This is a genomic window from Oceanobacillus kimchii X50 (assembly GCF_000340475.1).
In the GTDB taxonomy this organism is placed as follows: domain Bacteria; phylum Bacillota; class Bacilli; order Bacillales; family Amphibacillaceae; genus Oceanobacillus; species Oceanobacillus kimchii.
The window spans coordinates 1517916-1543802 of record NZ_CM001792.1; the positions used below are offsets into that span (position 1 = coordinate 1517916).

Sequence of the window (25887 nt, forward strand, 5' to 3'; positions counted from 1 at the left end):
TACACGTATTGTGTCTAGCAAATTTATGGTATAAAATTCGATAAAGATAAAGTATAATGTTACTATTAGAGGAGAATAATCAGAGAAAAAAGTAGTTGTAATATGATTGAGGGGGAAGTAAGTTGAATTTAAGTCTAATAAATATTGGTTTCGGTAACGTTGTTTCTGCCAATCGAATAATTTCAATTGTTTCACCGGAGTCTGCACCTATTAAACGTATTATAACCGTTGCTAGAGATAATAATAAACTAGTGGATGCTACATATGGTAGACGTACAAGAGCAGTTATTATTACAGACAGTGACCATGTTGTTCTTTCTGCTGTTCAGCCAGAAACTGTTGGTCAGCGAGTAATTAGTAATGATGAAATTTCAGATGAGTAGAATCACATAGTAGGAGGAAATAAGTTGATAAAAGAGAAAGGCATTTTATTTATTCTATCTGGTCCATCCGGAGTTGGAAAAGGGACGGTAAGAAAAAAACTATTTGAAGAAGAAACGGATTTACAATACTCTATTTCTATGACAACTAGAGATAGACGACCTGGTGAAGTAGACGGTGTTGATTATTTTTATAAAACAAAAGAAGAATTTGAGCAATTAATTAAGGATGGCCAGCTTTTAGAATATGCTCAATATGTCAATAATTATTATGGAACACCTCGTAACTATGTGGAAGAAACGTTAGAAAAAGGACAAGATGTATTCTTAGAAATAGAAGTGCAAGGTGCATTACAAGTAAAAGAAAATTTCCCAGAAGGCGTGTTTATATTCTTGTTTCCACCAAGTCTTGATGAGTTAAAAAACCGCATTGTAAGTCGAGGAACAGAATCTCAAGAATTGGTTTTAAATCGATTAAAGGAAGCGCGTAACGAAATCGAGATGATGGATGCTTATGATTATGTAGTGGTTAATGATGAAGTACAGCATGCGGTAGATAAAGTAAAAACAATAATTAAAAGTGAGCATTTGAAACGAGAGCGAATTGCAAAACAATATAAAAAGATATTGGAGGATGAGTTATCATGATGTTAGAACCTTCTATTGATGCTTTACAAAAACGAATTAAATCCAAGTACAGCCTAGTAACACTATCTGCAAGAAGAGCGAGACAACTGAGTGAATCTAAACAACCATTGGTTGAAAAGTCAAAATCTCATAAGTTTGTTGGTATGGCTCTTGAAGAGATTGAAGCAGGAAAATTATATATCGAGAATTAATATGAACCCTCTGCCACACTGCGGAGGGTTTTTCGTTGTTGTATAGGAATTATAAAATTAGTGTGTGGTGGATAATTAAATAACTGAACCAGCCACGTCCGGCGCTTCGCCTTTGTTCTGATAGATCGTTAATACTTTTCAAAAGCGATTGTTCTCATAATATGTTATAAATAAGTTAGAATGATCGGATAGTTGAAGGGGGTAGAATCATGCTAAAAAACAAGAAAATTTTACTTGGTGTTTCTGGTGGAATAGCTGTATATAAAGCATGTGGTCTGGCAAGTAAACTAACTCAAGTAGGTGCAGAGGTCAGAGTAATAATGACAGAAAGTGCTCGTGAATTTGTTTCACCACTTACTTTTCAAGCATTAACTAGAAATCCAGTATATACAGATACATTTGATGAAAAAAACCCAAAGAAAATAGCGCATATTGATATAGCAGATTGGGCAGATATTGCCATTATTGCTCCTGCTACAGCAAATATTATTGGTAAACTGGCTAGTGGACAAGCAGATGATATGCTCTCAACTACGATGTTAGCGACACAAGCGGAAGTCTATATAGCGCCTGCAATGAATGTACATATGTATGCTCATCCAGCCGTGATTAAAAATATGAAACAACTTGAATCTTGGGGTTATCACTTTATTGAACCTGGTGCAGGTTATTTAGCATGTGGTTATGTCGGAAAAGGAAGACTGGAAGAACCTGAAGAGATTGTTTCCGTCATCCAAAGACATGTTTCACAACAACAATATTTACATGGGAAAAAAATCCTGATTTCTGCAGGTCCTACTCGAGAAATCGTAGATCCTGTTCGCTTTTTCTCTAATCGTTCATCAGGAAAAATGGGATTCGCCTTGGCAGAGGCAGCGGCAAATCTAGGAGCGGAAGTTACACTTGTTTCAGGTCCGGTTAATTTACAAATAAATCATCCCAATATTAGACGAATCGATATAACCTCTGCTGAAGAGATGTTTGATGTGATCACAGATCATTTTGATCAACAGGATATAGTGATTAAATCTGCAGCAGTTGCTGATTATCGTCCTAAATTCATTCATCAAGGAAAAATGAAGAAAAAGGACGGAAATTACACAATTGAAATGGAAAGAACAAAAGATATATTAGCAACACTAGGTGAAAAGAAGAAACATCAATTTTTAGTGGGATTTGCAGCTGAAACAGATACTCCGATTGAATACGGATTAGGAAAATTAGATCATAAAAATCTAGATGCAATTGTTGTAAATGATATTAGTTCAGATGGTGCAGGCTTTGAGGGAGACACGAATATCGTTACGTATATAAATAAGAAAAAACAACAAGAATCAATTCATCAAGCAACAAAGACAGATATAGCTTATAAACTATTTGAATGGATTATCCGAGACTTAAAGGATGATGACCGTTGAATATAGCTAGTGTTATCGTGGATGTACCATCTAGTTCAACAAATCAGACATTTGATTATCTTATTCCTGAGCAGTTTCAGGGAGTTATTCAAAAAGGTATGAGGGTAATTGTACCCTTTGGACCAAGAAAAATTATGGGATTTGTGACAGGAGTTAAAGATGATACTTCGTTATCAAAGGTAAAAGAAATTATAGATGTCTTGGATATAAGTCCAGTTTTAACAGAAGAGTTATTAAGTTTAGGTAAATGGGTTTCTGAAAAAACATTAAGTCTATCCATTACTGTTCTACAAACGATGCTTCCACAAGTTTTAAAATCTCAGTATAGTAAAGATTTAGTAAGAGAGACAGAGGCGCAATTGCCAGATGAACTTGAGGCATTATTTGCTGGACGTGAATCCATTGACTTTGATGAGATTGGAAAATCAACTATCTCATATAGAATAATTAAAAATCATATTGATTCTGGTGATTTATCCGTGTCATATCATGTACAATCTAGAATCACGAAGAAATATCAAACGATGGTAATCCCTTCAAAACCTCCAATTCAGCTAGAAGAAGAGATAATGAGTTTATCGAAGAATGCGAGTAAACAAAAGCAATTATTATCTTATCTTGCAGATCATCAAAGTGAAGTAGAAAAGAAACATCTATTACAAATAACCAATGCTTCTGCACAAACACTAAAGGCAATTGAAGAAAAGGGAATTGTTCAAACCTATCAAAAAGAAGTTTTTCGTGATCCATACAAAGATCAATTTATCGAAGCTACTTCTCCTCTATCTTTAACAATGGAGCAAACTCAAGCCATTGAACCAATAAAAAAGAGTATGGAAAACCATACCAGTGAAACTTTCTTATTACATGGGGTAACTGGTAGTGGGAAAACAGAGATCTATTTACAAGCAATTCAACAAGTCATTGAAGAAGGTAAAGAAGCTATTGTGCTTGTACCGGAAATTTCTCTTACCCCTCAAATGGTAAAAAGATTTAAAGGGAGATTCGGTAGTAAAGTAGCGGTCATGCATAGTGGATTATCTTCCGGAGAGAAGTACGATGAATGGAGAAAAATTCATGGTCAAGAAGTTCAAGTAGTAGTAGGCGCTCGATCAGCGATATTTGCACCTTTTGAAAATCTAGGAATTATTATTATAGATGAAGAGCATGAAACAACATATAAACAAGAGGATCAACCGCGTTATCATGCAAGAGATGTCGCGATAGAGAGGGCAGAGTATCATCAATGTCCGGTTGTACTTGGGAGTGCCACTCCATCCCTTGAATCCTTTGCTAGAGCATCCAAAAATGTATACACATTATTAACATTACAGGAACGAACCAACCGTCAAACCATGCCCAAGGTTGATATTGTAGATATGCGTAATGAATTACATGCGGGTAATCGATCCATGTTTTCTCGTCCATTAATGGAACAAATAGATGAAAGGTTACGTCGCGGAGAACAAATTGTACTTCTATTAAATCGACGTGGATATTCTACATTTGTCATGTGCAGAGACTGTGGTCATGTATGTGAATGTCCCCATTGCGATATCGCATTAACATACCACAAAAATGCACAACGTTTAAAATGTCATTATTGTTCTTATGAACAAGCGGTGCCACAAATTTGCCCTGAGTGTGAAAGTGATTTGATACGATATTTTGGTACAGGTACACAGAAAGTAGAAGAAGAATTAGCAAAACAGATACCTGATGCTAGAGTAATTAGGATGGATGTCGATACTACAAGAAGAAAAGGTTCCCACGAAAAACTCTTGAAACAGTTTTCCGAAAAAAAGGCAGATATATTATTAGGAACACAAATGATTGCTAAAGGTCTTGATTTTGCTAATGTAACATTAGTGGGTGTACTTTCTGCAGACTCTATGTTGCATATCCCAGACTTTCGATCATCTGAACGAACCTTCCAATTACTAACACAGGTTAGTGGAAGAGCTGGGAGACATGAACTTCCAGGGGAAGTAATAGTTCAAACGTATACTCCAGAACATTATAGTATTGAGTTTGCATCTGAGTATGATTATGATAACTTTTATCGGAAAGAAATGGCGATGAGAAAGGCGTTTCAATATCCACCTTATGTATTTTTAGGGCTAATTACAGTAGCCCACGAAAATCATGCGAGAGCAATTCAAGTTACCCAGGAAATTGTACAGATGCTCTCCAATATTGTGGAGAAAAGAACAACCGTATTAGGGCCAACCCCATCTCCTGTACCTAGGATCAAAGATAGATATCGTTATCAATGCATGATAAAATACAAAAATGAGCCAAATCTGCATGAATATCTTGGTCATATACAGGATCATTTTTCTGATGAAATTAGAAAACAGCAATTACAATTAACAATTGATATGCAACCTTATTATATGATGTAAATAAAGCGTACAATGAAAGAAGGTATAAGTAATGAAACGAATTGTATTTATGGGTACCCCAGATTTTGCTGTACCAGTATTGCAGAAGTTACTAGAATTAAATTATGACATTGTGTTAGTGGTTACCCAACCCGATCGTCCCAAAGGTAGAAAAAAAGTAATCACACCACCACCAGTCAAAGAAGAAGCGATCAAACACAATTTAGAAGTATTTCAACCAGAAAAACTACGAGACGATTTCAAAATGATTATAGATTTAAAACCTGATTTAATAGTAACAGCAGCATATGGACAAATATTGCCAAGAGAGATATTAGAAAGTCCATCATATGGTTGTATTAATGTACATGCTTCACTTCTCCCAGAATTACGCGGCGGTGCACCAATCCATTACGCAATTATGCAGGGGAAAGACGTGACAGGCGTTACGATTATGTATATGGCAGAAAAATTAGATGCAGGAGATATTTTGACGCAGGTTGAAGTTCCGATTGAACAAGATGATCATGTCGGAACGATGCATGATAAATTATCGCAAGCTGGTGCTAACCTACTTATCGAAACACTTCCTTCATTATTTAATAATGAAATAACACCAAGGAAGCAGGATGAAAGCTTAGTTACTTTTGCTTCTAATATTAAAAGAGAAGAAGAACGGATTGATTGGTCAAAATCAGCTAAAGAAATCGTAAATCATATCAGAGGCTTACATCCATGGCCAGTAGCGTTTACAACCTATGAAGGGCAAGTAATGAAAATATGGTGGGGAGAAGAAACGTCCCCATTAAACAAATCTGGTAATATTGGTGAGATTATTGAAAAAGATTCAAATGGGTTCTATGTACAATGTGGTAATAAGTCAATCGTAAAAATCAGTGAAATCCAACCTGCTGGAAAAAAACGTATGTTGGTTGAAGATTATTTAAAAGGTTCTCAAGATCGAATAAAATTAGGAGTTAAATTAGGTGATTAAAGATGAAGTATCAACTACGTAATACGATGCTCGATATATTAATTCGTATTGAAAAAGATCATGGTTTTAGTAATTTACTTCTAAACCATGAATTAAAACAACGACAATTTAATGAAAAGGATGAACGTTTACTTACAGAAGTAGTGTATGGAAGTTTACAGCATCAGATGACATTGGATTATTATTTATCTAAATTTATTAAATCAAAGAAAAAGTTAGATGTTTGGGTTCAACCCTTATTAAGAATGTCATTTTATCAAATGATTTATTTAGAAAAAGTTCCTGACCATGCGGTAATTCATGAGTCTGTGGAAATTGCAAAACAGCGTGGTCATCAAGGAATAGCATCTTTTGTGAACGGAGTATTACGTAGTTTACAACGCCAGGGAGTACCATCTTTAACAGATATTAAAGATCCAATAGAACGTATAGCGATTGAGACGAGTCATCCAGAATGGTTAGTAAAACGGTGGGCGGAAATGTATGGTATGGAAACTACTGCGAAGATGTGTAGAAATAATTTAGAACATCATCCACTTTCCATCCGTATCCAACCTTTGCGAACTTGTAGAGAAGAAGTAATGCAAGAGTTGAAAGAATCAGGTATTGAGTCTCGCCCCTCTATATTTTCTAACCAAGGGATTATTATTGAAAAAGGTAATATTTTTAGAACAAACCTTTTAAAAGAAGGAAAAATCACTATACAAGATCAAAGTTCTATGCTTGTTGGGGAAATGTTAGCAGTGGAATCAGGAATGCATGTATTGGATAGTTGTAGTGCCCCTGGAGGAAAAGTGACACATGTAGCTGAGAAGATGCAAGATCAGGGTATTATCCATGCTTTTGATTTACATGCCAAAAAAATTAAATTAATTGATGAAAAAGCATCTACGTTGCATCTCACTTCTATCCATGCACAAAAAGGAGATGCAAGGAAACTAGCAAGTAAATATGAGAAGGAATCATTTGATCGCATTGTTGTCGATGCACCTTGTTCTGGGTTAGGAGTAATTAATGGAAAACCTGAAATTAAATATGAGAAATCCAAAGAAGATATACAACGCTTAGCAAAAATTCAACAAGATATCTTAAACGAAGTGATTCCATTATTAAAAGAAAATGGACTATTAATTTATAGTACATGTACGGTTGATAAAGAGGAAAATAATCAAGTCGTTCGTCAAGTCATTGAGAATCACCAAGATATCTACATTGATTTCAGCTTTCGTGATGAATTACCTAAAGAATTACAAGATGCTCCTGGATGGTCAGGAGAAGGCTTGCAATTATTCCCTCAAGATTTTCATACAGATGGTTTCTTCTTAACGAGATTAAAAAAAATCCGATAATTTCGTTTTGTTATTGGTAAAATTGTGCAATACTTGATGTAAAGGTAGTTAATTATGATTATAATGAAATAAAATCGGAGATAGGGGGGGAACAAGTGGAAGGACATTTTCTAACGGATCGCGGTAAGGTACGAAATCATAATGAAGATGCTGGTGGATTATTTTACAATAAGAGTAACCAACTAATTGCAATTATTGCTGATGGTATGGGCGGTCACCAAGCAGGTGATGTAGCTAGTAAGTTAGCAACCGAAAGTATTAAACAAAAATGGTTAGATACCGACCGCTTGGAAGGACCAGAACAAGTGGAAGCTTGGTTAAAAGAAGCAGTTCAACAATCAAACCAACATATCTTTCAAAAGTCACAGGAAGATAAGCGTTGTGAAGGAATGGGGACGACAGTAGTCATTGCTGTTGCTTTAGAGGAATACGTAACAATTGCTCATGTTGGAGATAGTCGCTGTTATCTACTAAACGAAGATGGCTTCCAACAAGTAACTGAGGATCATTCTTTTGTAAATGAATTAGTTCGTATCGGACAAATATCTGAAGATGATGCTGAAATACACCCTCGTAAAAATGTGATTTTGCGTGCGTTAGGAACGGATAATCAGGTTAATGTAGATTTAAAAACGTTAACATGGCAAAAAAATGATCGATTATTATTATGCTCGGATGGGTTATCGGATAAGGTAACTGAACACGAACTTGCGGACTTTACAGATTCTACTAAGGATATTGAAGCAATTGGTAGTGAACTGATTCAGTTAGCAAATAATCGGGGAGGAGAAGATAATATTTCTCTGATATTAATTGTCCATGCTGATAATTCTGTGGAGGCAGGTGATCCTGTTGAATAAAGGAGAACTGCTAAATGAACGGTATAAGATAATAAAGAAAATTGGCGGAGGCGGCATGGCTAATGTCTATCTTGCTAGAGATACGATTTTAGAACGCGATGTTGCTGTGAAAGCCCTTCGCATGGAATATATACATGATCAAGAGTTTATCGCTCGATTTGATCGTGAAGCGCAATCAGCAACGAGCTTATCTCATCCTAATATAGTAAATATATTTGATGTTGGCGAAGAAGATCAACTATTGTATATGGTGATGGAATATGTAGATGGAATGACGTTAAAAGAATACATACATCAACATGGGCCAATTGATGTGCCAGAGGCATTAGATATTATGAAGCAATTAACATCAGCAATAGCTCATGCACATGCAAATGAAATTGTTCATCGTGATATAAAACCACAAAATATCTTAATTAACAGTATTGGACAAGCCAAAGTTACCGATTTTGGCATTGCAATGGCGTTAAGTGCTACTGCTTTGACCCAAACTAATTCTATTTTAGGTTCTGTACATTACCTTTCTCCTGAACAAGCACGCGGGGGAATGGCAACGAAAAAATCTGATATTTATTCAATGGGGATTGTTTTATATGAATTATTAACGGGAAAGTTACCTTTTTCGGGACAATCACCTGTGTCTATCGCACTTAAACATTTGCAGAATAATACACCGTCTGTGAAAAAAGCGAATCCTTCTATCCCACAAAGTGTGGAAAATATTGTGCTACAGGCAACGGCAAAAGATCCATTTCATCGATATAATAGTATTTATGAATTAGAAGAAGCATTAGAAACTGCGTTGGATCCAAGTCGATTGGATGAGGAACCATTTACATTACCAGATGAAGTTGGTGATGAAACAAAAGCGATTCCAATCATTACTGATCAAGATAGTGTAGTCGATAATAATGAGGATACCATTATCCATTCGGCAAATCAGAGTACGAAAAATTATCCAGAAGAAACTCACTCTAAAGATAATAAAAAGAAGAAAAAAGTAAAAGTGAAAAAAGAAAAGGCGAAATCCAAGAATAAAAAACCAAAATCAAAAAAGAAAAAAGTATTTTGGATTGTATTTTCGATTCTACTTCTAGCACTATTGATAACTGGTATTACTGTATTTGCAACACAACCGAAGGATATTCCTATGCCGGACGTAATTGAGATGGATTCTGAAGAGGCAAAACAGATACTTGAAGAGAACAATTTAGAAGTAGAAGAAGAGGAAGTATTCTCAGATGAAATTGAAAATGGACTTGTTGTACGTACTGACCCGAATGCCGGAAGAACAGTCAAAGAAGGTTCATCCGTTACCATCTTTGTAAGTCAAGGGCAAGAAAGAGTGGAATTTGAAGATTATGAAGGGCAAGATTTTGAGCAAGTAAAAGAGCTACTAGAAGAAGAAGGATTTACCGATATTACCTCTTATGAAAAAACATCTGATGAGCCAGTAGGTGAAATTATTTCTCAAATACAACCAGAAGCGGGTAGTGAAGTAGTTCCTGGAGAAACAAAGGTAATTTTTGAGATTAGCTCTGGACCAGAACTGGTTAGTTTAAATAATTTAACTGGTATGACAAAAGAAGAAGTACAGGATTATATCGATCGCAATGAATTAACGATGAATTCTCATGAAGAATACTCTGACAACGTGGATGAAGGTAGAGTAATAAGGCAAGATCCACCTTCTGGAACGGATTTAGAGAAGGGCTCAAGCGTTGATGTATATTTTTCAATGGGTCCAGAAGAAATACCTCCTCGTTCGCATACGGTTTCTTTCACAGTAAATTATGAGCCTCAGGAAGATGGAGGTTCGGAGAATGAAGAAGGTAATGAGGGAGAGCCGCCAGTAGAACAAATAGTTCGAGTGTATATTGGGGATGCCAATAATGACATTTCGGATGTTTACGAAGAAAGATCGATTACAGAGGAGGAAGAATTCACCTTTACCTTAATGGTTCCGCCAGATTCAGAGGCAGAGTATAAAGTTACAAGGGATGACGAGGTAATAAGAGAAAGAAGTGTTTCTTATGAAGGAGAAGAAGATTAGATGGCTGAAGGAAGGATTATAAAAGCACTGAGTGGCTTTTATTATGTACAATCAGATAATCAACAATACGTGTGTAAAGGGAGAGGGTTATTTCGAAATAAAAAAATAACCCCTTTAGTTGGTGATTATGTTGAATTTGAGCCAAAAGATGGTAATGAAGGGTATATAATGGAAATCAAAGAGAGGTCGAATGAATTAATTCGACCTCCAATTGCTAATATCGATCAAGCAATTATTGTAAGTTCTGCGGTTGATCCTGATTTTAGTACGTTACTGCTGGATCGATTTCTAGTATTAATTGAATCCAAACACATTGAACCGATAATATTAATCACAAAAGTAGATTTATTAAACGAAGATCAGCTTGAAAACATCAAGGCATATAAACACCAATATGAACAAATTGGATATCGAGTAGAATTAGTTTCTTCTAAGAATCAGGATCTATTGCCTGAATTAGAACCTTATTTTGATGGAAAAGTATCTGTTTTTGCAGGACAATCAGGAGTAGGAAAATCATCCTTAATCAATGTGTTAGATCCTTCTTTATTATTAGAAACTGCTGAAATCTCTAAAAGTCTAGGTAGAGGTAAACACACTACTCGACATGTCGAATTAATGAAGATAGGGAATGGTCTAATTGCTGACACACCAGGTTTTAGCGTATTAGAGTTTCGCGAGATTGAAGCCGAGGAATTAGCTGATAGTTTTCCTGAATTCAGTGCACGAATGCATTTATGTAAATTTAGAGGGTGTATGCATGATAAAGAGCCGAAGTGTGCGGTGAAAGAAGCTGTAGAAAATGAGGAAATAGCCGTTTTCCGTTACAAACATTATTTACGTTTCTTAGAAGAAATACAGACAAGAAAGCCGAGGTATTAGTATGACAAAAATAGCACCATCAATATTATCAGCGGATTTTGCAAAACTAGGAGAAGAAATTAAGGAAGTGGAAGATGCAGGTGCAGATTACATCCATGTTGATGTGATGGATGGACATTTCGTTCCTAATATAACAATTGGTCCTTTAGTTGTAGAAGCAATCAGACCAATCACGAACTTACCTTTAGATGTCCACCTAATGATTAAAAATCCAGACGCATATATTTCTTCGTTTGCAGAAGCAGGTGCATCTATTATTACTGTACATCAGGAAGCATGCCTGCATCTACATCGCACTCTACAATTAATTCGTTCATACGGTGTAAAACCAGGGGTGGTTATTAATCCAGCAACACCAGTAGAAACGATTAAACCGATTCTTACAGAAGTAGATCTTATATTAATAATGACAGTTAATCCTGGTTTTGGTGGGCAATCATTTATACAAGAGACAACTTCAAAAATAAAACAATTAGCAGATTGGCGAAAAGAGTATAAACTATCCTATGAAATCGAAGTGGATGGTGGAGTGAATGAAAAAACAGCTGGGATATGTACAGCTAGTGGTGCAGATGTATTAGTAGCTGGGAGTGCAATATTTAATAAGGAAGATCGACAAAAAGCAATCGAAACGTTAAGAGAAAAGGCTAGAGGTTAATGAAAACCATTGGCATAATTGGTAATGGCCCAAAAAATATGCTTCCCGATCTAACTCAATATAATCATGAAATAGATTCATGGATAGGTGCAGATCGTGGAGCACTTTATTTGGCGCAGTCTAATATTCATATGGATATTGCACTTGGCGATTTTGACTCAGTTTCTAACGAAGAAAGACAAACGATAAATAAACATGCCAAGGACGTATTGACTTATTCTCCCGAAAAAAACTATACTGATCTAGAAATTGCCATTCAAATAGCTAGTGAACAGCAGGTGGATCGTATATTACTATTTGGTGTTACTGGTGGCAGACTCGATCATGAGCTGATGAATATTCAATTATTATATCAGTTGCTTCAAAACGATGTTGAGGGAAGAATTGTTGATAAAACCAACCAGATTCAAATGATAGAATCAGGAGAATATACTATCGAAAGTCATGGCTATACCTACATATCTTTTATTGCTTTTACAAATAAAGTAGAAGGATTGACTTTAGAAGGTTTTGAATATCCTTTAACAGAACAAACAATTGAATGGGGATCCTCTTTATGTATTTCAAACAAGCTTAGTCAAAAAAAAGGTACTTTTTCTTTTCGGGCAGGCATACTATTACTAATAAAGAGTTGTGATACGATCCAGTAACCTTATAGATACTGGATGGTAAAACAGGAGGGGTCCTTATTCATGAAATTTTATACGATTAAGCTTCCTAAGTTTGTTGGTGGATTTGTGAAGGTTGTCATAGGTATTTTTAAAAAAGATAAGTGATAAGTAAACAGGCTTTTGTCATTGATGGCAGAAGCATTTTTTTTCATAAAAGTGCAACTTCATTCCGTGTGGGTGTTCTACCTCTAAGGAATATTAGTTGAACGTACTTCAAGAAATCCACATAAAAAACCTTATGCCTTTGGGGCATAAGGTTTTTTGATCATACGATTATCATTGTATATTAGACGCGCTCAACCTTACCTGATTTTAGGGCGCGAGCGGATACATAAACTTTTTTCGGTTTACCGTCTACCATGATACGTACTTTTTGTACATTAGCTTTCCAATTACGCTTGTTGGAATTCATAGCGTGAGAGCGTTGGTTACCACTACGAGTTTGACGTCCAGTTACAACACATTTTCTAGCCATGTTATTCCCTCCTTACTCTATAACTGTCTCAGTATTACTAATTTAATTTACCATATGTAACCTAATAATGCAATTGAATCTTTCACAGATAGGGATTTAACTTACTCTAGTTATCCGGAATATGGGGTAACCAAATTATGGGATAAAGAAAAAAGACTTGACAGATTAAGGTATTTCGTCCATTGTATAAAGGGGAAATTTTGTAAGCACTTATACTTAATCTTAGTACTTGCTTTTAAATTTATTAACGTTGTAGTATAATTTATTCAACTGTCTATCGTTATTATATGTATTTATCTTTAATAATGTCGAATGATAAGAAAAATCGAAATATATCGCTAGAGAATAGGTATAAATTGCCTCCAATTCTAGTTAAGACAATGTAGAAATAACAAGTAAACAACTAAAATTAATTGATTTTTAGCTTAACCATTTATAGGGTGTAGACTACCAACTTCTATATGAAAGCACGGATTTATAGATAACTATAAAGGAGGAACTATCAATGTCCATTGAATTAAACACAAATGACGGCCAAATAACGATTACAACTGATGTAATAGCAACAATTGCTGGGGGAACGGCAGTTGAATGTTATGGAATCGTAGGAATGGCTTCAAAAAGTCAAATAAAAGACGGAATTGCTGAAATGTTACGTAAAGAAAATTATTCACGTGGAATAGTTGTCCGTCAAGAAAAAGATAAGTTACATATTGACATGTATATAATTGTGAGTTATGGAACAAAAATTTCTGAAGTTGCTAATAATGTGCAGTCACAGGTGAAATATACATTAAGCCAATCATTGGGATTATCAATTGACTCTGTCAATATTTTTATTCAAGGAGTTCGTGTAGCGAAAGATTAATTGCTACAGTTTATGAGGAGGAAATAGAGTGGCGATTGAAAAAATAGATGGCACAATGTTATCACAAATGGTGCTTTCCGGAGCACATCATCTTTCAAATAACGCTAAGAAAATAGATGCTTTAAATGTATTTCCTGTACCAGATGGAGATACGGGCACGAATATGAATTTGTCGATAACTTCTGGCGCTAATGAAGTAAAAAAACAAGAAACCAATCATGCATCTGATATTGCTAATGCATTTGCAAAAGGATTACTGATGGGTGCGCGCGGAAATTCTGGAGTTATATTATCGCAAATTTTTCGTGGCTTTGCGAAAGGAATGGAAACCAAAGAAACATTATCTGTTAAAGATTTAGCGAAAGCGTTTGACGGTGGAGTTGCAACTGCGTATAAAGCAGTTATGAAACCGGTAGAAGGTACGATTCTAACAGTAGCAAAAGATTCTGGAGAGAAAGCAATGGATATTGCAGATCAATATACGGATATCATCGAGTTTATGGAAGAAGTATTAAAAGAAGCTAAAGCGTCATTAAAACGTACACCAGATTTATTACCTGTTTTAAAAGAAGTTGGTGTCGTAGATTCAGGTGGACAAGGACTAGTAACGATTTATGAAGGGTTCTTAGCTTCATTAAAGGGTGAGGAACTTCCAGAAGATGATGCTTCTAATGTGAATATGGATGAAATGGTAAATGCGGAACATCATAAAGTCACACAAGACTTTATGGATACGTCTGAAATAATTTATGGATATTGTACAGAGTTTATGGTTAAGTTTGAAGACGATAAACTAAAGCAAAATCCATTTAACGAAGATGACTTCCGTAATGAACTTAGTGAGTTAGGTGATTCATTACTCGTTGTTTCAGATGATGAAATCGTAAAGGTACACGTTCACTCTGAAACACCAGGGACTTGTATGAACTTAGGGCAACGATATGGTAGTTTGATCAATATGAAAATTGAAAACATGCGTGAACAGCATACTGCCATTGTTGGTGATAAGAAAAAAGAAAAGCCAAAAGAAAAAATAGAATTTGCTATTGTAACGGTCGCAATGGGTAGTGGGTTAAAAACATTATTTGAGAGTCTTGGTGTAGCGGTAGTTATTGAAGGTGGACAAACGATGAACCCAAGTACGCAAGATATAAATGAGGCAATTAATCAAACTAATGCTAAAAATGTAATTGTTTTACCAAATAATAAAAATATATTAATGGCAGCAGAACAAGCAGCAGAAATTGCTGATGTAAATGTCCGTGTAGTCCCAACAAAAACAATTCCTCAAGGAATTAGTGCGGTATTATCATTCCATCCGGAAGTAGATATTGATGAAAACAAAGCAGTGATGGAAGAAGCTAGTCTACAAGTAAAAACAGGGCAAATTACGTATGCAGTTAGAGATACAAAAATTGATGGTTTGACGATAGAAAAAGGTAGCTTCATGGGGCTTAATGAAGGAAAAATTGTGAACACAAACAAAGATCAGTTAGAGTCAGCAAAATCATTAATAGAAAAATTGGTAACAGAAGAAGATGAATTATTAACTATTCTTTATGGAGAAGATGTTGATGAAGCAGAAGTTGAGAAATTAACAGCTTTCATTGAAGATACCTACGATCTTGAAGTAGAGATTCATGATGGAAAACAACCTATATACTCTTATATCTTTTCTGTAGAATAATATTTAAAAACAGGCGATGGGAAATATCCTTCACCTGTTTTTATTATGAATTTGTGTTAATAATAAAATAAGCTGCTGATACATACAGCAGCTTATTTTTATAATTAAATACCTATTACTTTTAATGCAAACTCCAAGAAAAATAATCCTGAAATAATTAGCAATGGTTTTGAAATTTCTTCTTTTTTACCTAAAGCCCATTTTACAATCGGGTAAGCAATAAACCCAAAAGCCATTCCATCCCCAATACTATAAGTAAAAGGTATCATGACAACAATTAACAGAGCTGGAATACAATCTGCAAGTTGCTGTAAAGGTAAATGCTTTATATTCTGTGCCATAAGAAAGCCGACAATAATCAAAATAGGACTAATTGCTGTATTAGGAACTAAAGATATCCAAGGGATGAATATAATCGTAGCCAGGAACAATATTCCTGCAGTGATTGCCGCTGTCCCTGTTTTTCCTCCTGATGCAATTACCGCAGCATTCTCAGCACTCGAGACCGTTGGAGATGTTCCAAACAAAGCAGATGTCAGTGAAGATGTTGCTGTAATTCGAAATGCTTTTTTATACCCTTTTTGTTTATCCAACATATCGAGTTGACCGTTTAATATCCCCATATTCTCAAATATAAGAATTAGTGATAGCGTAAATATAGCCAGCCAGAAGGATATATCTCCAATAGCTTGAAAAGAAGGTATAAACACCAATTCGCTTAGTTGGAAATTAATCGAACTAGCCTGTCTCGTTTCAACGCCAGTTACTAACGCAATCACAGTACCGATTACCATTGTTATTAAAAAATTAGCTGGAACATTTTTAACAAACAGGAAAATAGCAATAAATAAGGTAACTAAACCAGTAATCACTGTAGGTGATGTAAAATCTCCAATCGCAATTACGGTGCTATCTCCACTAATGACAATCCCGCTTTTTTCTAAACCGATAAGAATTAAGAAAAATCCTAATCCGACAGTAATAGCATGTTTTAATGAGTCGGGAATTGCTTCCTTTAGGATACTCCCTAAACGAGTAAATGCGGTAATGACAAATATAAGACCGGCAATCCAAACAACGGCTAAGCCTTCTTGAAATGAGAAGTTGTTATTACCGATAATAGAATATGCAAATAATGCATTTATACCCATTCCAGGAATAAGTATAAGAGGAAGTTTACCAAATATCCCCATTATCATCGTTCCAACAAAACTGGCCATGATTGTAGCAATCATTCCAGTTTCTAAAGAAACTCCTGCCTCACTTAAGATAGACCCATTCACAATAACGATATAAACAGTTGTAAAAAAGCCAATTACTCCAGCAATGATTTCCTTTCTTAATAAATCATGTTGCTCCATAATAAACCTCTGCAATCATGCTGTCCCTCTCCCGCCCGATAAAGACCATATGCTTTATCCACAAAGAAATATTATAGTGACAGAAAGAAGGAAAGTCAAATTTACCTTAGTATTAGAAAGTATGTTCGTTTTGATTCATGAATAATATAGGGATTTTTGTTATAATGTTGATGTAAGAAGAGCTTAATAAAGTAAAAATAGGCGGTGACAACACATGAAATATAATTCAGTGTTTGATATAATCGGCCCGGTTATGGTTGGGCCATCTAGTTCACATACGGCAGGTGCTGCTCGAATAGGGAAAGCTGCGAGGAACCTTTTTGGAAAACAGCCAAAATGGGCGAAAATTCATCTATATGAATCTTTTGCAAAAACGTATCGTGGTCATGGAACTGATTTTGCATTAGCCGGAGGATTATTAGGATTTGAAACAGATGATCCTCGTATGAATGACGCGTTAAAAATTGCAAAAGATCAAGGGTTAGATATCGAATTTATAGAAGATAGTGCTTCAGCAGATCATCCCAATACTGCTCGTCTTATAATTGGTGATGAAAATGACCAACAAGAACTAATGGGAATTTCAATTGGTGGAGGAAAAGTTGAAATTACTGAATTAAATGGTTTTGAATTGCGATTGTCTGGAAATCATCCTGCAATTTTAATTATGCATAATGATCGATTTGGTGCAATCGCTTCAGTTACAAGGATACTTGCAAAACACGAAATAAACATTGGACATATGGAAGTTAACCGGAAAGATATTGGAAAAGAAGCTTTAATGGTAATTGAAGTCGATCAAAATATAGAAGATCCAATACTAAAAGAATTAAAAGCAGCAGATCATATTATTTCAATTTCAAAAATTGTAAGTTAAGTTTGGATGAATGGATTTCAAAGGAGGGTTTGACGATGTTTCGAACAGTTAAAGAATTAGTTGATATAGCAAACGAAAAACAAATACCGATATCAGAAGTAATGATTTTGCAAGAGATGGAAGTAAAAGAACAATCGAGAGACCAAGTCATGGCTGAAATGGAAAAGAATCTCCAAGTTATGGAAAATGCGATTGATGATGCGTTAAAAGGTGTAGAATCTGTAACAGGATTAACAGGTGGAGACGCTGTTAAAGTACAAAAATATATGAAAGAAAAAACACCTTTATCTGGAAATTTAATGATGGATGCGGTAAGTAAGGCAATGGGAACCAATGAAGTGAATGCGGCAATGGGAATAATTTGTGCGACACCAACTGCAGGTAGTGCAGGGTGTGTGCCAGGTACACTATTTGCGGTAAAAGAACAGCTCAATCCTAGTCGCGAGGAAATGATCCGTTATTTATTTACCTCGGGAGCATTTGGTTTTGTTGTAGCAAATAATGCATTTATTTCGGGCGCAGCTGGAGGCTGTCAAGCAGAAGTAGGTTCAGCTGGTGCGATGGCATCTGCTGCTATAGTCGAAATGGCTGGAGGAACACCAGAACAATCTTCACATGCATTTGCAATGACATTAAAAAACATGCTGGGATTAGTTTGCGACCCTGTAGCAGGTCTGGTAGAAGTTCCTTGTGTTAAACGTAATGCAGGCGGATCTTCATTAGCAATAGTATCTGCTGATTTAGCTTTAGCAGGTGTAGAAAGTAGAATTCCTTGTGATGAGGTTATTGGAGCGATGTACCGTATTGGAAAACAAATGCCATCTAGTTTACGTGAAACGGGAGAAGGTGGGTTAGCTGATACACCAACTGGTCGTTTATTAAAAGAGAAAATATTTGGGGTATCCGTGTAAAGAGAGTGTGATTTAAGTGGTACAAAAACCTGTAACAGAAGTAAAAGGAATTGGAGAAAAAGTTGCCGAGCAATTAGCGACGATGAATATTTTTACTGTAAAAGATATGTTGGAATATTTTCCGTATCGATACGATATTTTCGAAAAAAAACCGCTACATGAGTTAATTCATGATGATAAAGTAACGATAGAAGGGAAAGTGGTCCATGACCCTTCCCTTACTTTTTATGGTAGAAAAAAATCTAGACTTTCCTTTACCGTAGAAGTTGATGGTGTAGCTGTAAAAGCTGTCATGTTTAATCGTTCATTTGCTAAAAAACAAATAACACAGCAAAGTTGGATTACCTTAACTGGGAAATGGGATGCGCACCGTCTGCAAATAACGGTCAGTAACTATCAATTAGGAAGAATGGAAGAAAAAAGCTCTATTAAACCAATTTATTCCGTTAAAGGTGATTTTACATCATATAAACTTCAAAAACTTATCCATCGTACATTAGAAGATTCTCTAACAGAAATTAAAGAAATACTCCCGGCTAAGTATTTAGATCAATACAAATTACCCAGTCGTGAGAATGCGGTTAAAACAATGCATTTTCCAAAAAATCGTGTGGAGTTGAAGCATGCCAGAAGGAGATTTATATATGAAGAATTTTTGCTTTTTCAATTAAAAATGCAACTATTTCGTAAGAAACAGCGTGAATCTACAACTGGTAATCGTCAAGATTTTGATCATGAGAAATTGATATCTTTTATAAAGAGCTTTCCGTTCGAATTGACCCACGCACAAAATCGAGCGCTTAAGCAAATATTAAATGATATGAAAGATCCATATCGGATGAATCGTTTGCTTCAAGGGGATGTTGGTTCAGGAAAAACGGCTGTTGCTGCAATTTGTTTGTACGCATCCGTGACATCTGGTCAACAAGGGGCGTTGATGGTGCCTACAGAAATATTAGCAGAGCAACATTTTCAATCCCTTCAGCAAATGTTTGGAGTTAGAGCTAAAATTGCTCTATTAACTGGTTCTGTAAAAGGAAAAAAGAGAAAAGAACTGACTGAAAAAATTGAAAATCAAAAGATAGATATTGTTATAGGTACACATGCATTAATTCAAGACGATGTTTTTTTTAAAAACTTAGGATTAGTAATTGTAGATGAGCAGCATCGTTTCGGTGTAGAACAAAGGCGGGTGTTACGCGACAAAGGTTTATACCCAGATGTTTTATTTATGACAGCCACGCCAATTCCTAGAACACTCGCAATAACAGCTTTTGGTGATATGGATGTATCAGTAATTGATCAACTTCCTTCAGGACGAAAAGAAATAGAAACGTTATGGGTTAAAGCCAATACCTTTGATCGTATATTAGACTTTGTGAGAAAGCGTGTGGATGAAGGCGAGCAAGCATATGTAATAAGTCCGCTCATTGAAGAATCAGATAAACTAGATATACAGAACGCAGTAGAATTATATCATCAGCTCGAAGCTTATTACTCTGGAGATGTTCAAATTGGATTAATGCATGGGCGATTAGCCACAAATGAAAAAGAAGAAGTTATGCGTCAATTCGCGGAAAATAAAACTCAAGTACTTGTCTCTACAACGGTAGTCGAAGTGGGTGTGAATGTTCCGAATGCGACAATAATGATTATTTATGATGCAGAGCGTTTTGGATTGTCGCAACTACACCAATTAAGAGGAAGAGTAGGCCGTGGAGAGAAACAAAGTTATTGTATTCTTATTGCTGAACCAAAAGGAGAAATTGGAAAAGAACGTATGCGAATTATGACAGAGACTACAGATGGATTCGAGTTGTCAGAACAGGATTTACAGTTACGAGGGCCTGGGGATTTTTTTGGGAAAAAACAAAGTGGTATGCCGGAGTTTAAAGTAGCTGATATGGTGCACGATTATCGAGCGCTAGAGACGGCGAGGGAGGATGCATCGATAATTATTGAAAATGACCTTTTAGAGGAGAAAAGTTATCAAGATATTCGTTCCCTTTTAGAAGAAGAAATAGATCGAATGGAAAAATTGGATTAATAGATAGCTTGCATAAATAAGCTGGCTATTATATATTACTATTAGTACCAAGTCTTAAATTTGAATGAAAGATAGTTGATGCAGATGAAAAGATCGAAAGTTGAACGTCAGAATATGCTTAAAGAAAAAATAGAATTAACTCCTTTTGTAACGGATGAGCAATTAGCAAAAGAATTCCAAGTAAGCATTCAGACGATTCGTCTGGATCGGATGGAATTAGCTATTCCAGAGCTAAGAGAGAGAATAAAACACGTGGCCACCAATCAATGGAATGAAACAGTTAAGGCTTTGCCTTTAGAGGAAGTCATTGGAGAAGTGATTGATTTAGAGCTAGATGAACGTGCTATATCGATTATGGATATTACGCCAGATTTAGTATTTTCTAGAAATAAAATAGCTCGTGGACATCATTTATTTGCCCAAGCAAATTCACTTGCAGTCGCTGTTATCAATGATGAACTTGCTTTAACAGCAAAATCAAATCTTAAATTTACGAGACAGGTAAATGAAGGTGAACGTGTTATTGCAAAAGCTATCGTAAAAGGAAAAGACACTCGAGATCGGACAATTGTAGAAGTGAATAGCTACGTAGAAAATGAACTTGTATTTACAGGTGAATTTTTTATGTTCCATTCTAGTAATGAAAAAGGAGAAATTTAACATGCGCTTAGCGATAGATGCGATGGGTGGAGACCATGCGCCAAAAGAAATTGTTCTTGGTGCAATGGATGCTGTAAAGGAATTAGATGTTGAAATCACTTTATATGGTGATAAAGATCAAATTACTCCCCATCTAACAAATGATAAAAATATTACAATTGTACATACAGAAGAAGTAATTACGAGTGAAGATGAGCCAGTCCGTGCAGTTCGGAGAAAGAAAAATGCTTCGCTAGTATTAATGGCAAATGCAGTTAAAGAAAAAGAAGCTGAGGCGTGTATATCTGCTGGGAATACTGGGGCCTTAATGAGCGCAGGGCTATTTGTAGTTGGAAGAATTCCTGGTATCGATCGACCAGCTCTTAGTCCAACATTACCAACGGTTGACGGTAAAGGGTTTTTAATGCTTGATGTCGGAGCAAATGTAGAAGCTAAACCAGATCACTTATTGCAATACGCAATTATGGGCTCCATTTATTCTGAAAAGGTAAGAAAGATCCAACAGCCAAGAGTAGGGCTTCTAAATGTAGGAACAGAAGACGGTAAAGGTAATGAACTTACAAAGAAAGCATTTGAATTATTGCAATCTGCACCAATTAATTTTGTGGGGAATGTAGAATCGAGAGATATTTTAAGCGGCGTTGCTGATGTAGTAGTAACCGATGGATTTAGCGGAAATATTGCGCTAAAAACGATTGAAGGAACAGCGGAAACAATTTTCACCCTCTTAAAAGGAACGTTAATGTCTTCTACCAAAACAAAATTAGCTGCCGCATTAGTGAAGAAGGATTTGGGAGGACTAAAAGATAAGCTTGATTACTCTGAATATGGAGGCGCGGGCTTATTTGGACTTGCTGCTCCGGTAATTAAAGCACATGGTTCTTCCAATGCAAGAGCAATCTATAATGCTATTAAGCAAGCAAAACATATGGTGGAATTTAATGTAACACCAACGATAGCAACTACAATTGAATCTATTGGGAATGTAGAGGAGGAATAAATTTGAAAAAAGTAGCATTCATGTTTCCTGGCCAAGGATCACAAACTGTCGGGATGGGTAAGGAATTATACGATGCAAATCCAAAGCTCCAAGAACTTTATTTAGAAGCAAACCAAATATTAGGTAAAGATATTCAACAATTAATGTTTGAAGGTCCTGAAAATGAGTTAACTCAGACAGAAAATGCACAACCAGCTCTATTACTTACGAGTGTAGCTATTCAAAAGTTACTTGAGGATCGCGGTGTAACTCCTGTAATGACAGTTGGGCATAGTTTAGGAGAATATAGTGCACTAGTTGCTTCAGGGGCATTTACTTGGCAAGATGCCTTGTCATTGGTTCAAATTAGAGGTCGTTTAATGGAAGCAGCATTTCCAAAAGGACAGGGAACGATGGCTGCAGTACTAGGTCTTGATGCAACTACAATTGAAGCTGCTTTATTAGAAATTACAGATCAAGTGGTTGATATTGCTAACTTAAATTGTCCTGGACAAGTTGTTATTTCTGGATCTATTGAAGGTGTAGAACAGGCAACTATTCTCTTAAAAGATAAAGGGGCAAAACGAGTACTTCCCTTAAATGTAAGTGGACCATTTCATTCTAAGCTAATGAAAGCAGCAAATGATGAATTTGCTACTTATTTAGATAAAGTGGAAATAAGTGATGCAAAACCACCAGTATATGCAAATGTATCAGCAAGTGCTACTTCAAGTAGTGGAGAATTAAAAGGGTTACTGTTAAAACAACTATATTCACCAGTTAGATTTGAAGAGTCAATAAATCAAATGATTGAAAACGGTGTAGATGCTTTTGTAGAAGTTGGGACAGGGAAAGTATTATCGGGTTTAGTGAAAAAAATTAATCGTAGAATGCCTACATTTGCAATTCAAGATCAGGCATCACTCGATAAATTTATGGAATGGTATGAGGAGGATGCATAAATGCTACAAGGAAAAAATGCGATTGTAACAGGAGCTTCTCGAGGCATAGGTAGATCTATTGCACTGGAACTTGCAAAACAAGGTGCAAATGTAGTGGTGAATTATGCAGGAAGTGAAGCTAAAGCAGAAGAGGTAGTTCAAGAAGCAATAAGTTTTGGTGTCCGTTCTTTCAAAGTTCAGACAGATATCTCAAACGAATCAGAAGTAAAGGAAATGATGAAGTCTGTTACCAACGAATTGGGTTCTATTGATATTCTTGTGAACAATGCTGGAATCACAAAAGATAATCTTTTGATGCGGATGAAAGAAGATGAATTCGATCAAGTAGTACAAACAAACTTAAAAGGTACGTTTTTATGTACAAAGGCAGTAACGCGTCAAATGATGAAACAAAAGTCTGGCAGAATTATAAATGTAGCTTCTATAGTAGGAGTGAGTGGGAATCCAGGACAAGCAAATTATGTTGCTGCAAAAGCAGGAGTAATTGGATTAACAAAAACAACAGCAAAAGAATTAGCGTCTCGAAATATTTTAGTGAATGCAGTAGCTCCAGGATTTATTTCTACGGATATGACTGATCGATTAAGTGAAGAACAACAAGATTCACTCTTAAATCTTGTGCCATTAGAACGCTTTGGTAAACCGGAAGATGTAGCAAGAGTTGTTCGTTTCTTAGCAACAGAAGATGCCAATTATATTACTGGTCAAACCATTCATATTGACGGTGGTATGGTGATGTAATACAATGACATAGCTAAAGTTTTAGCTATAGTATGAGGTATATGTATAATCTTTGAAAGGGGGTGAAGGAAGTGGCAGACGTATTTGATCGAGTAAAAGAAATTATAATTGATCGCCTTGATGTGGAAGAAGCTAAAGTAACCATGGAAGCATCTTTTAAAGAAGATCTAGATGCAGATTCTCTAGATGTGGTGGAGCTTGTTATGGAATTAGAAGATGAATTCGATATGGAAATCGCAGATGAGGATGCTGAAAAAATAAATACAGTAGGTGATGCTGTAGATTACATAAACAGCAAAGCTTAAGTGAATATTTGTTTACTCAGAGGTTGGGATATAATAAAGAGATTTAGTTTAAAGGCGAACAATCGTATAGCATAACGAAAGAAATATACGTTAATCCTTAGAGGAGGGACATGTCTTCTCTAAAGAAAAGCGAAGTATTCTTTAAAAGTTATGTTTTAGTTTACCTTTATTTAAATTCTCTTGTTGTCTCAACCTTTTATCTTTTAATGTAAAAGTTTTTGGGACCACCTAGCTAAAGCTCTAAGTTTCCGACTAGAAGAAAACAAATTCGTCACTTATGTAAGTTTTATTTTATTAATTAGGAGGTGTCTAAATGGATATACGTCCATTAGAGGAGCACTTAGGTATCTCTTTTAAACAAAAAGCATTGTTAAAGGAAGCCTTTACCCATTCATCGTATGTGAATGAGCATCGGAAACAACGACTATCGGATAATGAGCGTCTAGAATTTTTAGGAGACGCAGTTTTGGAATTAGCAGTATCACAGTATTTATATCGTAATAACAAAGATATGCCAGAAGGAGAAATGACTAAGCTTCGAGCGGCAATTGTATGTGAGCCTTCCTTAAAAAACTTTGCAGAAGAGTTGGAATTTGGTAAATTTCTGCGGTTAGGCAAAGGAGAGCAGCAAACTGGAGGAAGAGAAAGACCTGCTATTTTAGCAGATGCTTTTGAAGCATTTCTTGGGGCGCTCTATTTAGATCAAGGCTTTGACAACGTGTTAGATTTCTTAAATATTCATGTGTTTCCTAAATTAACAACGGGTGCTTTTTCGCATGCGATGGATTATAAAAGTCAGTTACAAGAATTTGTTCAGCAACATAAAGATCAAAAAATTGAATACAGAATCATCGAAGAAAAGGGACCATCTCATAATAAAGAGTTTGTTGCGGAAGTTGTTATTCAAGAAAAAGCTGCTGGAAATGGTACTGGTCGTACCAAAAAAGAAGCGGAGCAACGAGCTGCCAAAAATGCGCTTGATGCTATCAATAACAGTTAATAAAAAATCTCAAGGTAAAAGTTATCCTTGAGATTTTTATGTATATTATTTACGTATACTTGATAGTTCTTGAATAAATGCTTGTTTTTCAAATGCGCTTAATTGTCCCTTGCTTTTAACCATTTCATACATCATCTTTAGATCTTCATATTTATCAAGGTTGTAATCTTCCACTTCCATAATAGATCGATTAACAATTTGAAGTTCCTCTGATAGTGTATCCAATATATATTTCATATTTTCAGTGCTAGGTTGATCTAGATTCATCATCTTCCTCCTTCAAATACTTACCTTTTTGTTCTATATCATAACATAGGTTGATCCATTCAAGACTACTATTTTTCAAGAAAATATTAAAAAGCTCTATATGTCTGTCGAAATTAGTGAAATATAGGAACCAATTGGTCTCAACCATATGCGAAATAATGATAATATGGTAAAATAAATTAGTTAAAAACGTATAAATTGGGTATATAATAACTCGTTTACATAGATATTTTTGCTGACTCAGAGATGTTATCTTAAA

At 35.6% G+C, this 25887-nt stretch carries 27 protein-coding genes; 24 read left to right on the forward strand and 3 right to left on the reverse strand.

Annotated elements, in window-relative coordinates:
- The first annotated feature begins 122 nt into the window (after positions 1 to 122).
- The 13 genes from remA (at position 123) to spoVM (ending at position 12593) form a co-directional block, all read left to right on the forward strand.
- The gene (remA, locus tag C794_RS08020; protein ID WP_011065902.1) at positions 123 to 383 is read left to right on the forward strand and encodes an extracellular matrix/biofilm regulator RemA; all 261 of its coding nucleotides are present in this window, start codon (positions 123 to 125) and stop codon (positions 381 to 383) included.
- 24 nt (positions 384 to 407) lie between these two features.
- Positions 408 to 1028 carry a guanylate kinase gene (gene gmk / locus C794_RS08025; RefSeq protein ID WP_017796618.1) on the forward strand — a complete coding sequence of 207 codons (621 nt, stop codon included), beginning with the start codon at positions 408 to 410 and terminating at the stop codon, positions 1026 to 1028.
- On the forward strand, positions 1025 to 1219 hold the full coding sequence (rpoZ, locus tag C794_RS08030) for a DNA-directed RNA polymerase subunit omega (RefSeq protein WP_017796619.1): 195 nt from the start codon (positions 1025 to 1027) through the stop codon (positions 1217 to 1219). The genes gmk and rpoZ overlap by 4 nt, the downstream gene beginning before the upstream one ends.
- A gap of 209 nt (positions 1220 to 1428) precedes the next feature.
- Positions 1429 to 2637 carry a bifunctional phosphopantothenoylcysteine decarboxylase/phosphopantothenate--cysteine ligase CoaBC gene (gene coaBC / locus C794_RS08035; RefSeq protein ID WP_017796620.1) on the forward strand — a complete coding sequence of 403 codons (1209 nt, stop codon included), beginning with the start codon at positions 1429 to 1431 and terminating at the stop codon, positions 2635 to 2637.
- Complete coding sequence (priA, locus tag C794_RS08040; RefSeq protein ID WP_017796621.1) at positions 2634 to 5042, forward strand: primosomal protein N'; 2409 nt, start codon at positions 2634 to 2636, stop codon at positions 5040 to 5042. The genes coaBC and priA overlap by 4 nt, the downstream gene beginning before the upstream one ends.
- Positions 5043 to 5073: 31 nt before the next feature.
- Complete coding sequence (gene fmt, locus C794_RS08045; RefSeq protein WP_017796622.1) at positions 5074 to 6015, forward strand: methionyl-tRNA formyltransferase; 942 nt, start codon at positions 5074 to 5076, stop codon at positions 6013 to 6015.
- Between the two features lie 2 nt (positions 6016 to 6017).
- Entirely contained in the window at positions 6018 to 7364 is a 1347-nt protein-coding gene (gene rsmB / locus C794_RS08050) for a 16S rRNA (cytosine(967)-C(5))-methyltransferase RsmB (RefSeq protein WP_017796623.1), read from the forward strand.
- 95 nt (positions 7365 to 7459) lie between these two features.
- Complete coding sequence (locus C794_RS08055; protein WP_017796624.1) at positions 7460 to 8224, forward strand: Stp1/IreP family PP2C-type Ser/Thr phosphatase; 765 nt, start codon at positions 7460 to 7462, stop codon at positions 8222 to 8224.
- On the forward strand, positions 8217 to 10277 hold the full coding sequence (pknB, locus tag C794_RS08060) for a Stk1 family PASTA domain-containing Ser/Thr kinase (RefSeq protein ID WP_017796625.1): 2061 nt from the start codon (positions 8217 to 8219) through the stop codon (positions 10275 to 10277). Before C794_RS08055 ends, pknB begins: the two co-directional genes overlap by 8 nt.
- Complete coding sequence (gene rsgA / locus C794_RS08065) at positions 10278 to 11159, forward strand: ribosome small subunit-dependent GTPase A (protein WP_017796626.1); 882 nt, start codon at positions 10278 to 10280, stop codon at positions 11157 to 11159. It begins immediately after the preceding gene.
- Position 11160: 1 nt separating this feature from the next.
- Positions 11161 to 11817 carry a ribulose-phosphate 3-epimerase gene (gene rpe, locus C794_RS08070; protein WP_017796627.1) on the forward strand — a complete coding sequence of 219 codons (657 nt, stop codon included), beginning with the start codon at positions 11161 to 11163 and terminating at the stop codon, positions 11815 to 11817.
- Positions 11817 to 12467: a thiamine diphosphokinase gene (locus C794_RS08075; protein WP_017796628.1), complete on the forward strand. Its 651-nt coding sequence runs from the start codon at positions 11817 to 11819 to the stop codon at positions 12465 to 12467. Before rpe ends, C794_RS08075 begins: the two co-directional genes overlap by 1 nt.
- A 42-nt stretch (positions 12468 to 12509) precedes the next feature.
- On the forward strand, positions 12510 to 12593 hold the full coding sequence (spoVM, locus tag C794_RS19795) for a stage V sporulation protein SpoVM (RefSeq protein ID WP_011065914.1): 84 nt from the start codon (positions 12510 to 12512) through the stop codon (positions 12591 to 12593).
- Positions 12594 to 12774: 181 nt separating this feature from the next.
- On the opposite strand, the gene rpmB is transcribed toward spoVM, so the two are convergent.
- Positions 12775 to 12963, reverse strand: a complete 189-nt coding sequence (rpmB, locus tag C794_RS08085) for a 50S ribosomal protein L28 (RefSeq protein WP_010649390.1) — start codon at positions 12961 to 12963, stop codon at positions 12775 to 12777.
- Positions 12964 to 13468: 505 nt separating this feature from the next.
- On the opposite strand from rpmB, the gene C794_RS08090 reads away from it, so the two are divergent.
- Both C794_RS08090 and C794_RS08095 read left to right on the forward strand, forming a co-directional pair.
- Positions 13469 to 13831: an Asp23/Gls24 family envelope stress response protein gene (locus tag C794_RS08090; protein WP_017796629.1), complete on the forward strand. Its 363-nt coding sequence runs from the start codon at positions 13469 to 13471 to the stop codon at positions 13829 to 13831.
- Positions 13832 to 13859: 28 nt separating this feature from the next.
- Positions 13860 to 15518: a DAK2 domain-containing protein gene (locus C794_RS08095; protein WP_017796630.1), complete on the forward strand. Its 1659-nt coding sequence runs from the start codon at positions 13860 to 13862 to the stop codon at positions 15516 to 15518.
- A 104-nt stretch (positions 15519 to 15622) separates the two neighbouring features.
- On the opposite strand, the gene C794_RS08100 is transcribed toward C794_RS08095, so the two are convergent.
- Positions 15623 to 16879 (reverse strand): NCS2 family permease, encoded by a 1257-nt coding sequence (locus C794_RS08100; RefSeq protein WP_017796631.1) that lies wholly within the window; start codon positions 16877 to 16879, stop codon positions 15623 to 15625.
- Between the two features lie 214 nt (positions 16880 to 17093).
- Here C794_RS08100 and sdaAB point away from each other — a divergent pair, with 214 nt between their 5' ends.
- The 9 genes from sdaAB (at position 17094) to rnc (ending at position 25361) form a co-directional block, all read left to right on the forward strand.
- Positions 17094 to 17756: an L-serine ammonia-lyase, iron-sulfur-dependent subunit beta gene (sdaAB, locus tag C794_RS08105; RefSeq protein WP_017796632.1), complete on the forward strand. Its 663-nt coding sequence runs from the start codon at positions 17094 to 17096 to the stop codon at positions 17754 to 17756.
- 35 nt (positions 17757 to 17791) lie between these two features.
- Entirely contained in the window at positions 17792 to 18667 is an 876-nt protein-coding gene (gene sdaAA / locus C794_RS08110; protein ID WP_017796633.1) for an L-serine ammonia-lyase, iron-sulfur-dependent, subunit alpha, read from the forward strand.
- 16 nt (positions 18668 to 18683) lie between these two features.
- A complete protein-coding gene (recG, locus tag C794_RS08115; RefSeq protein WP_017796634.1) occupies positions 18684 to 20714 on the forward strand; it encodes an ATP-dependent DNA helicase RecG in 2031 nt (676 codons plus the stop codon).
- An 84-nt stretch (positions 20715 to 20798) separates the two neighbouring features.
- Positions 20799 to 21374: a transcription factor FapR gene (gene fapR, locus C794_RS08120; protein ID WP_026133763.1), complete on the forward strand. Its 576-nt coding sequence runs from the start codon at positions 20799 to 20801 to the stop codon at positions 21372 to 21374.
- 1 nt (position 21375) lies between these two features.
- Positions 21376 to 22374, forward strand: a complete 999-nt coding sequence (gene plsX / locus C794_RS08125) for a phosphate acyltransferase PlsX (RefSeq protein WP_017796636.1) — start codon at positions 21376 to 21378, stop codon at positions 22372 to 22374.
- Between the two features lie 2 nt (positions 22375 to 22376).
- On the forward strand, positions 22377 to 23315 hold the full coding sequence (gene fabD, locus C794_RS08130; protein WP_017796637.1) for an ACP S-malonyltransferase: 939 nt from the start codon (positions 22377 to 22379) through the stop codon (positions 23313 to 23315).
- A complete protein-coding gene (fabG, locus tag C794_RS08135) occupies positions 23316 to 24056 on the forward strand; it encodes a 3-oxoacyl-[acyl-carrier-protein] reductase (RefSeq protein ID WP_017796638.1) in 741 nt (246 codons plus the stop codon). It begins immediately after the preceding gene.
- Between the two features lie 71 nt (positions 24057 to 24127).
- A complete protein-coding gene (gene acpP / locus C794_RS08140) occupies positions 24128 to 24361 on the forward strand; it encodes an acyl carrier protein (RefSeq protein WP_017796639.1) in 234 nt (77 codons plus the stop codon).
- Between the two features lie 313 nt (positions 24362 to 24674).
- On the forward strand, positions 24675 to 25361 hold the full coding sequence (rnc, locus tag C794_RS08145) for a ribonuclease III (protein WP_017796640.1): 687 nt from the start codon (positions 24675 to 24677) through the stop codon (positions 25359 to 25361).
- A gap of 45 nt (positions 25362 to 25406) precedes the next feature.
- Here rnc and C794_RS08150 read toward each other — a convergent pair whose 3' ends face one another.
- On the reverse strand, positions 25407 to 25628 hold the full coding sequence (locus C794_RS08150; RefSeq protein WP_017796641.1) for a DUF1128 domain-containing protein: 222 nt from the start codon (positions 25626 to 25628) through the stop codon (positions 25407 to 25409).
- Between the last annotated feature and the right edge of the window lie 259 nt (positions 25629 to 25887).

What these genes read in the sequence shown, in the direction of transcription:
- fapR (WP_026133763.1), top strand. Translation starts at nt 20,799, where the DNA reads ATGAAAAGATCGAAAGTTGAACGTCAGAATATGCTTAAAGAAAAAATA.
- coaBC (WP_017796620.1), top strand. Translation starts at nt 1,429, where the DNA reads ATGCTAAAAAACAAGAAAATTTTACTTGGTGTTTCTGGTGGAATAGCT.
- sdaAA (WP_017796633.1), top strand. Translation starts at nt 17,792, where the DNA reads ATGTTTCGAACAGTTAAAGAATTAGTTGATATAGCAAACGAAAAACAA.
- rpoZ (WP_017796619.1), top strand. Translation starts at nt 1,025, where the DNA reads ATGATGTTAGAACCTTCTATTGATGCTTTACAAAAACGAATTAAATCC.
- rpmB (WP_010649390.1), bottom strand. Translation starts at nt 12,963, where the DNA reads ATGGCTAGAAAATGTGTTGTAACTGGACGTCAAACTCGTAGTGGTAAC.
- fabG (WP_017796638.1), top strand. Translation starts at nt 23,316, where the DNA reads ATGCTACAAGGAAAAAATGCGATTGTAACAGGAGCTTCTCGAGGCATA.
- C794_RS08100 (WP_017796631.1), bottom strand. Translation starts at nt 16,879, where the DNA reads ATGGAGCAACATGATTTATTAAGAAAGGAAATCATTGCTGGAGTAATT.
- C794_RS08150 (WP_017796641.1), bottom strand. Translation starts at nt 25,628, where the DNA reads ATGAATCTAGATCAACCTAGCACTGAAAATATGAAATATATATTGGAT.
- spoVM (WP_011065914.1), top strand. Translation starts at nt 12,510, where the DNA reads ATGAAATTTTATACGATTAAGCTTCCTAAGTTTGTTGGTGGATTTGTG.
- rsmB (WP_017796623.1), top strand. Translation starts at nt 6,018, where the DNA reads ATGAAGTATCAACTACGTAATACGATGCTCGATATATTAATTCGTATT.
- fmt (WP_017796622.1), top strand. Translation starts at nt 5,074, where the DNA reads ATGAAACGAATTGTATTTATGGGTACCCCAGATTTTGCTGTACCAGTA.
- C794_RS08075 (WP_017796628.1), top strand. Translation starts at nt 11,817, where the DNA reads ATGAAAACCATTGGCATAATTGGTAATGGCCCAAAAAATATGCTTCCC.
- sdaAB (WP_017796632.1), top strand. Translation starts at nt 17,094, where the DNA reads ATGAAATATAATTCAGTGTTTGATATAATCGGCCCGGTTATGGTTGGG.
- plsX (WP_017796636.1), top strand. Translation starts at nt 21,376, where the DNA reads ATGCGCTTAGCGATAGATGCGATGGGTGGAGACCATGCGCCAAAAGAA.
- rnc (WP_017796640.1), top strand. Translation starts at nt 24,675, where the DNA reads ATGGATATACGTCCATTAGAGGAGCACTTAGGTATCTCTTTTAAACAA.
- C794_RS08090 (WP_017796629.1), top strand. Translation starts at nt 13,469, where the DNA reads ATGTCCATTGAATTAAACACAAATGACGGCCAAATAACGATTACAACT.
- rpe (WP_017796627.1), top strand. Translation starts at nt 11,161, where the DNA reads ATGACAAAAATAGCACCATCAATATTATCAGCGGATTTTGCAAAACTA.
- rsgA (WP_017796626.1), top strand. Translation starts at nt 10,278, where the DNA reads ATGGCTGAAGGAAGGATTATAAAAGCACTGAGTGGCTTTTATTATGTA.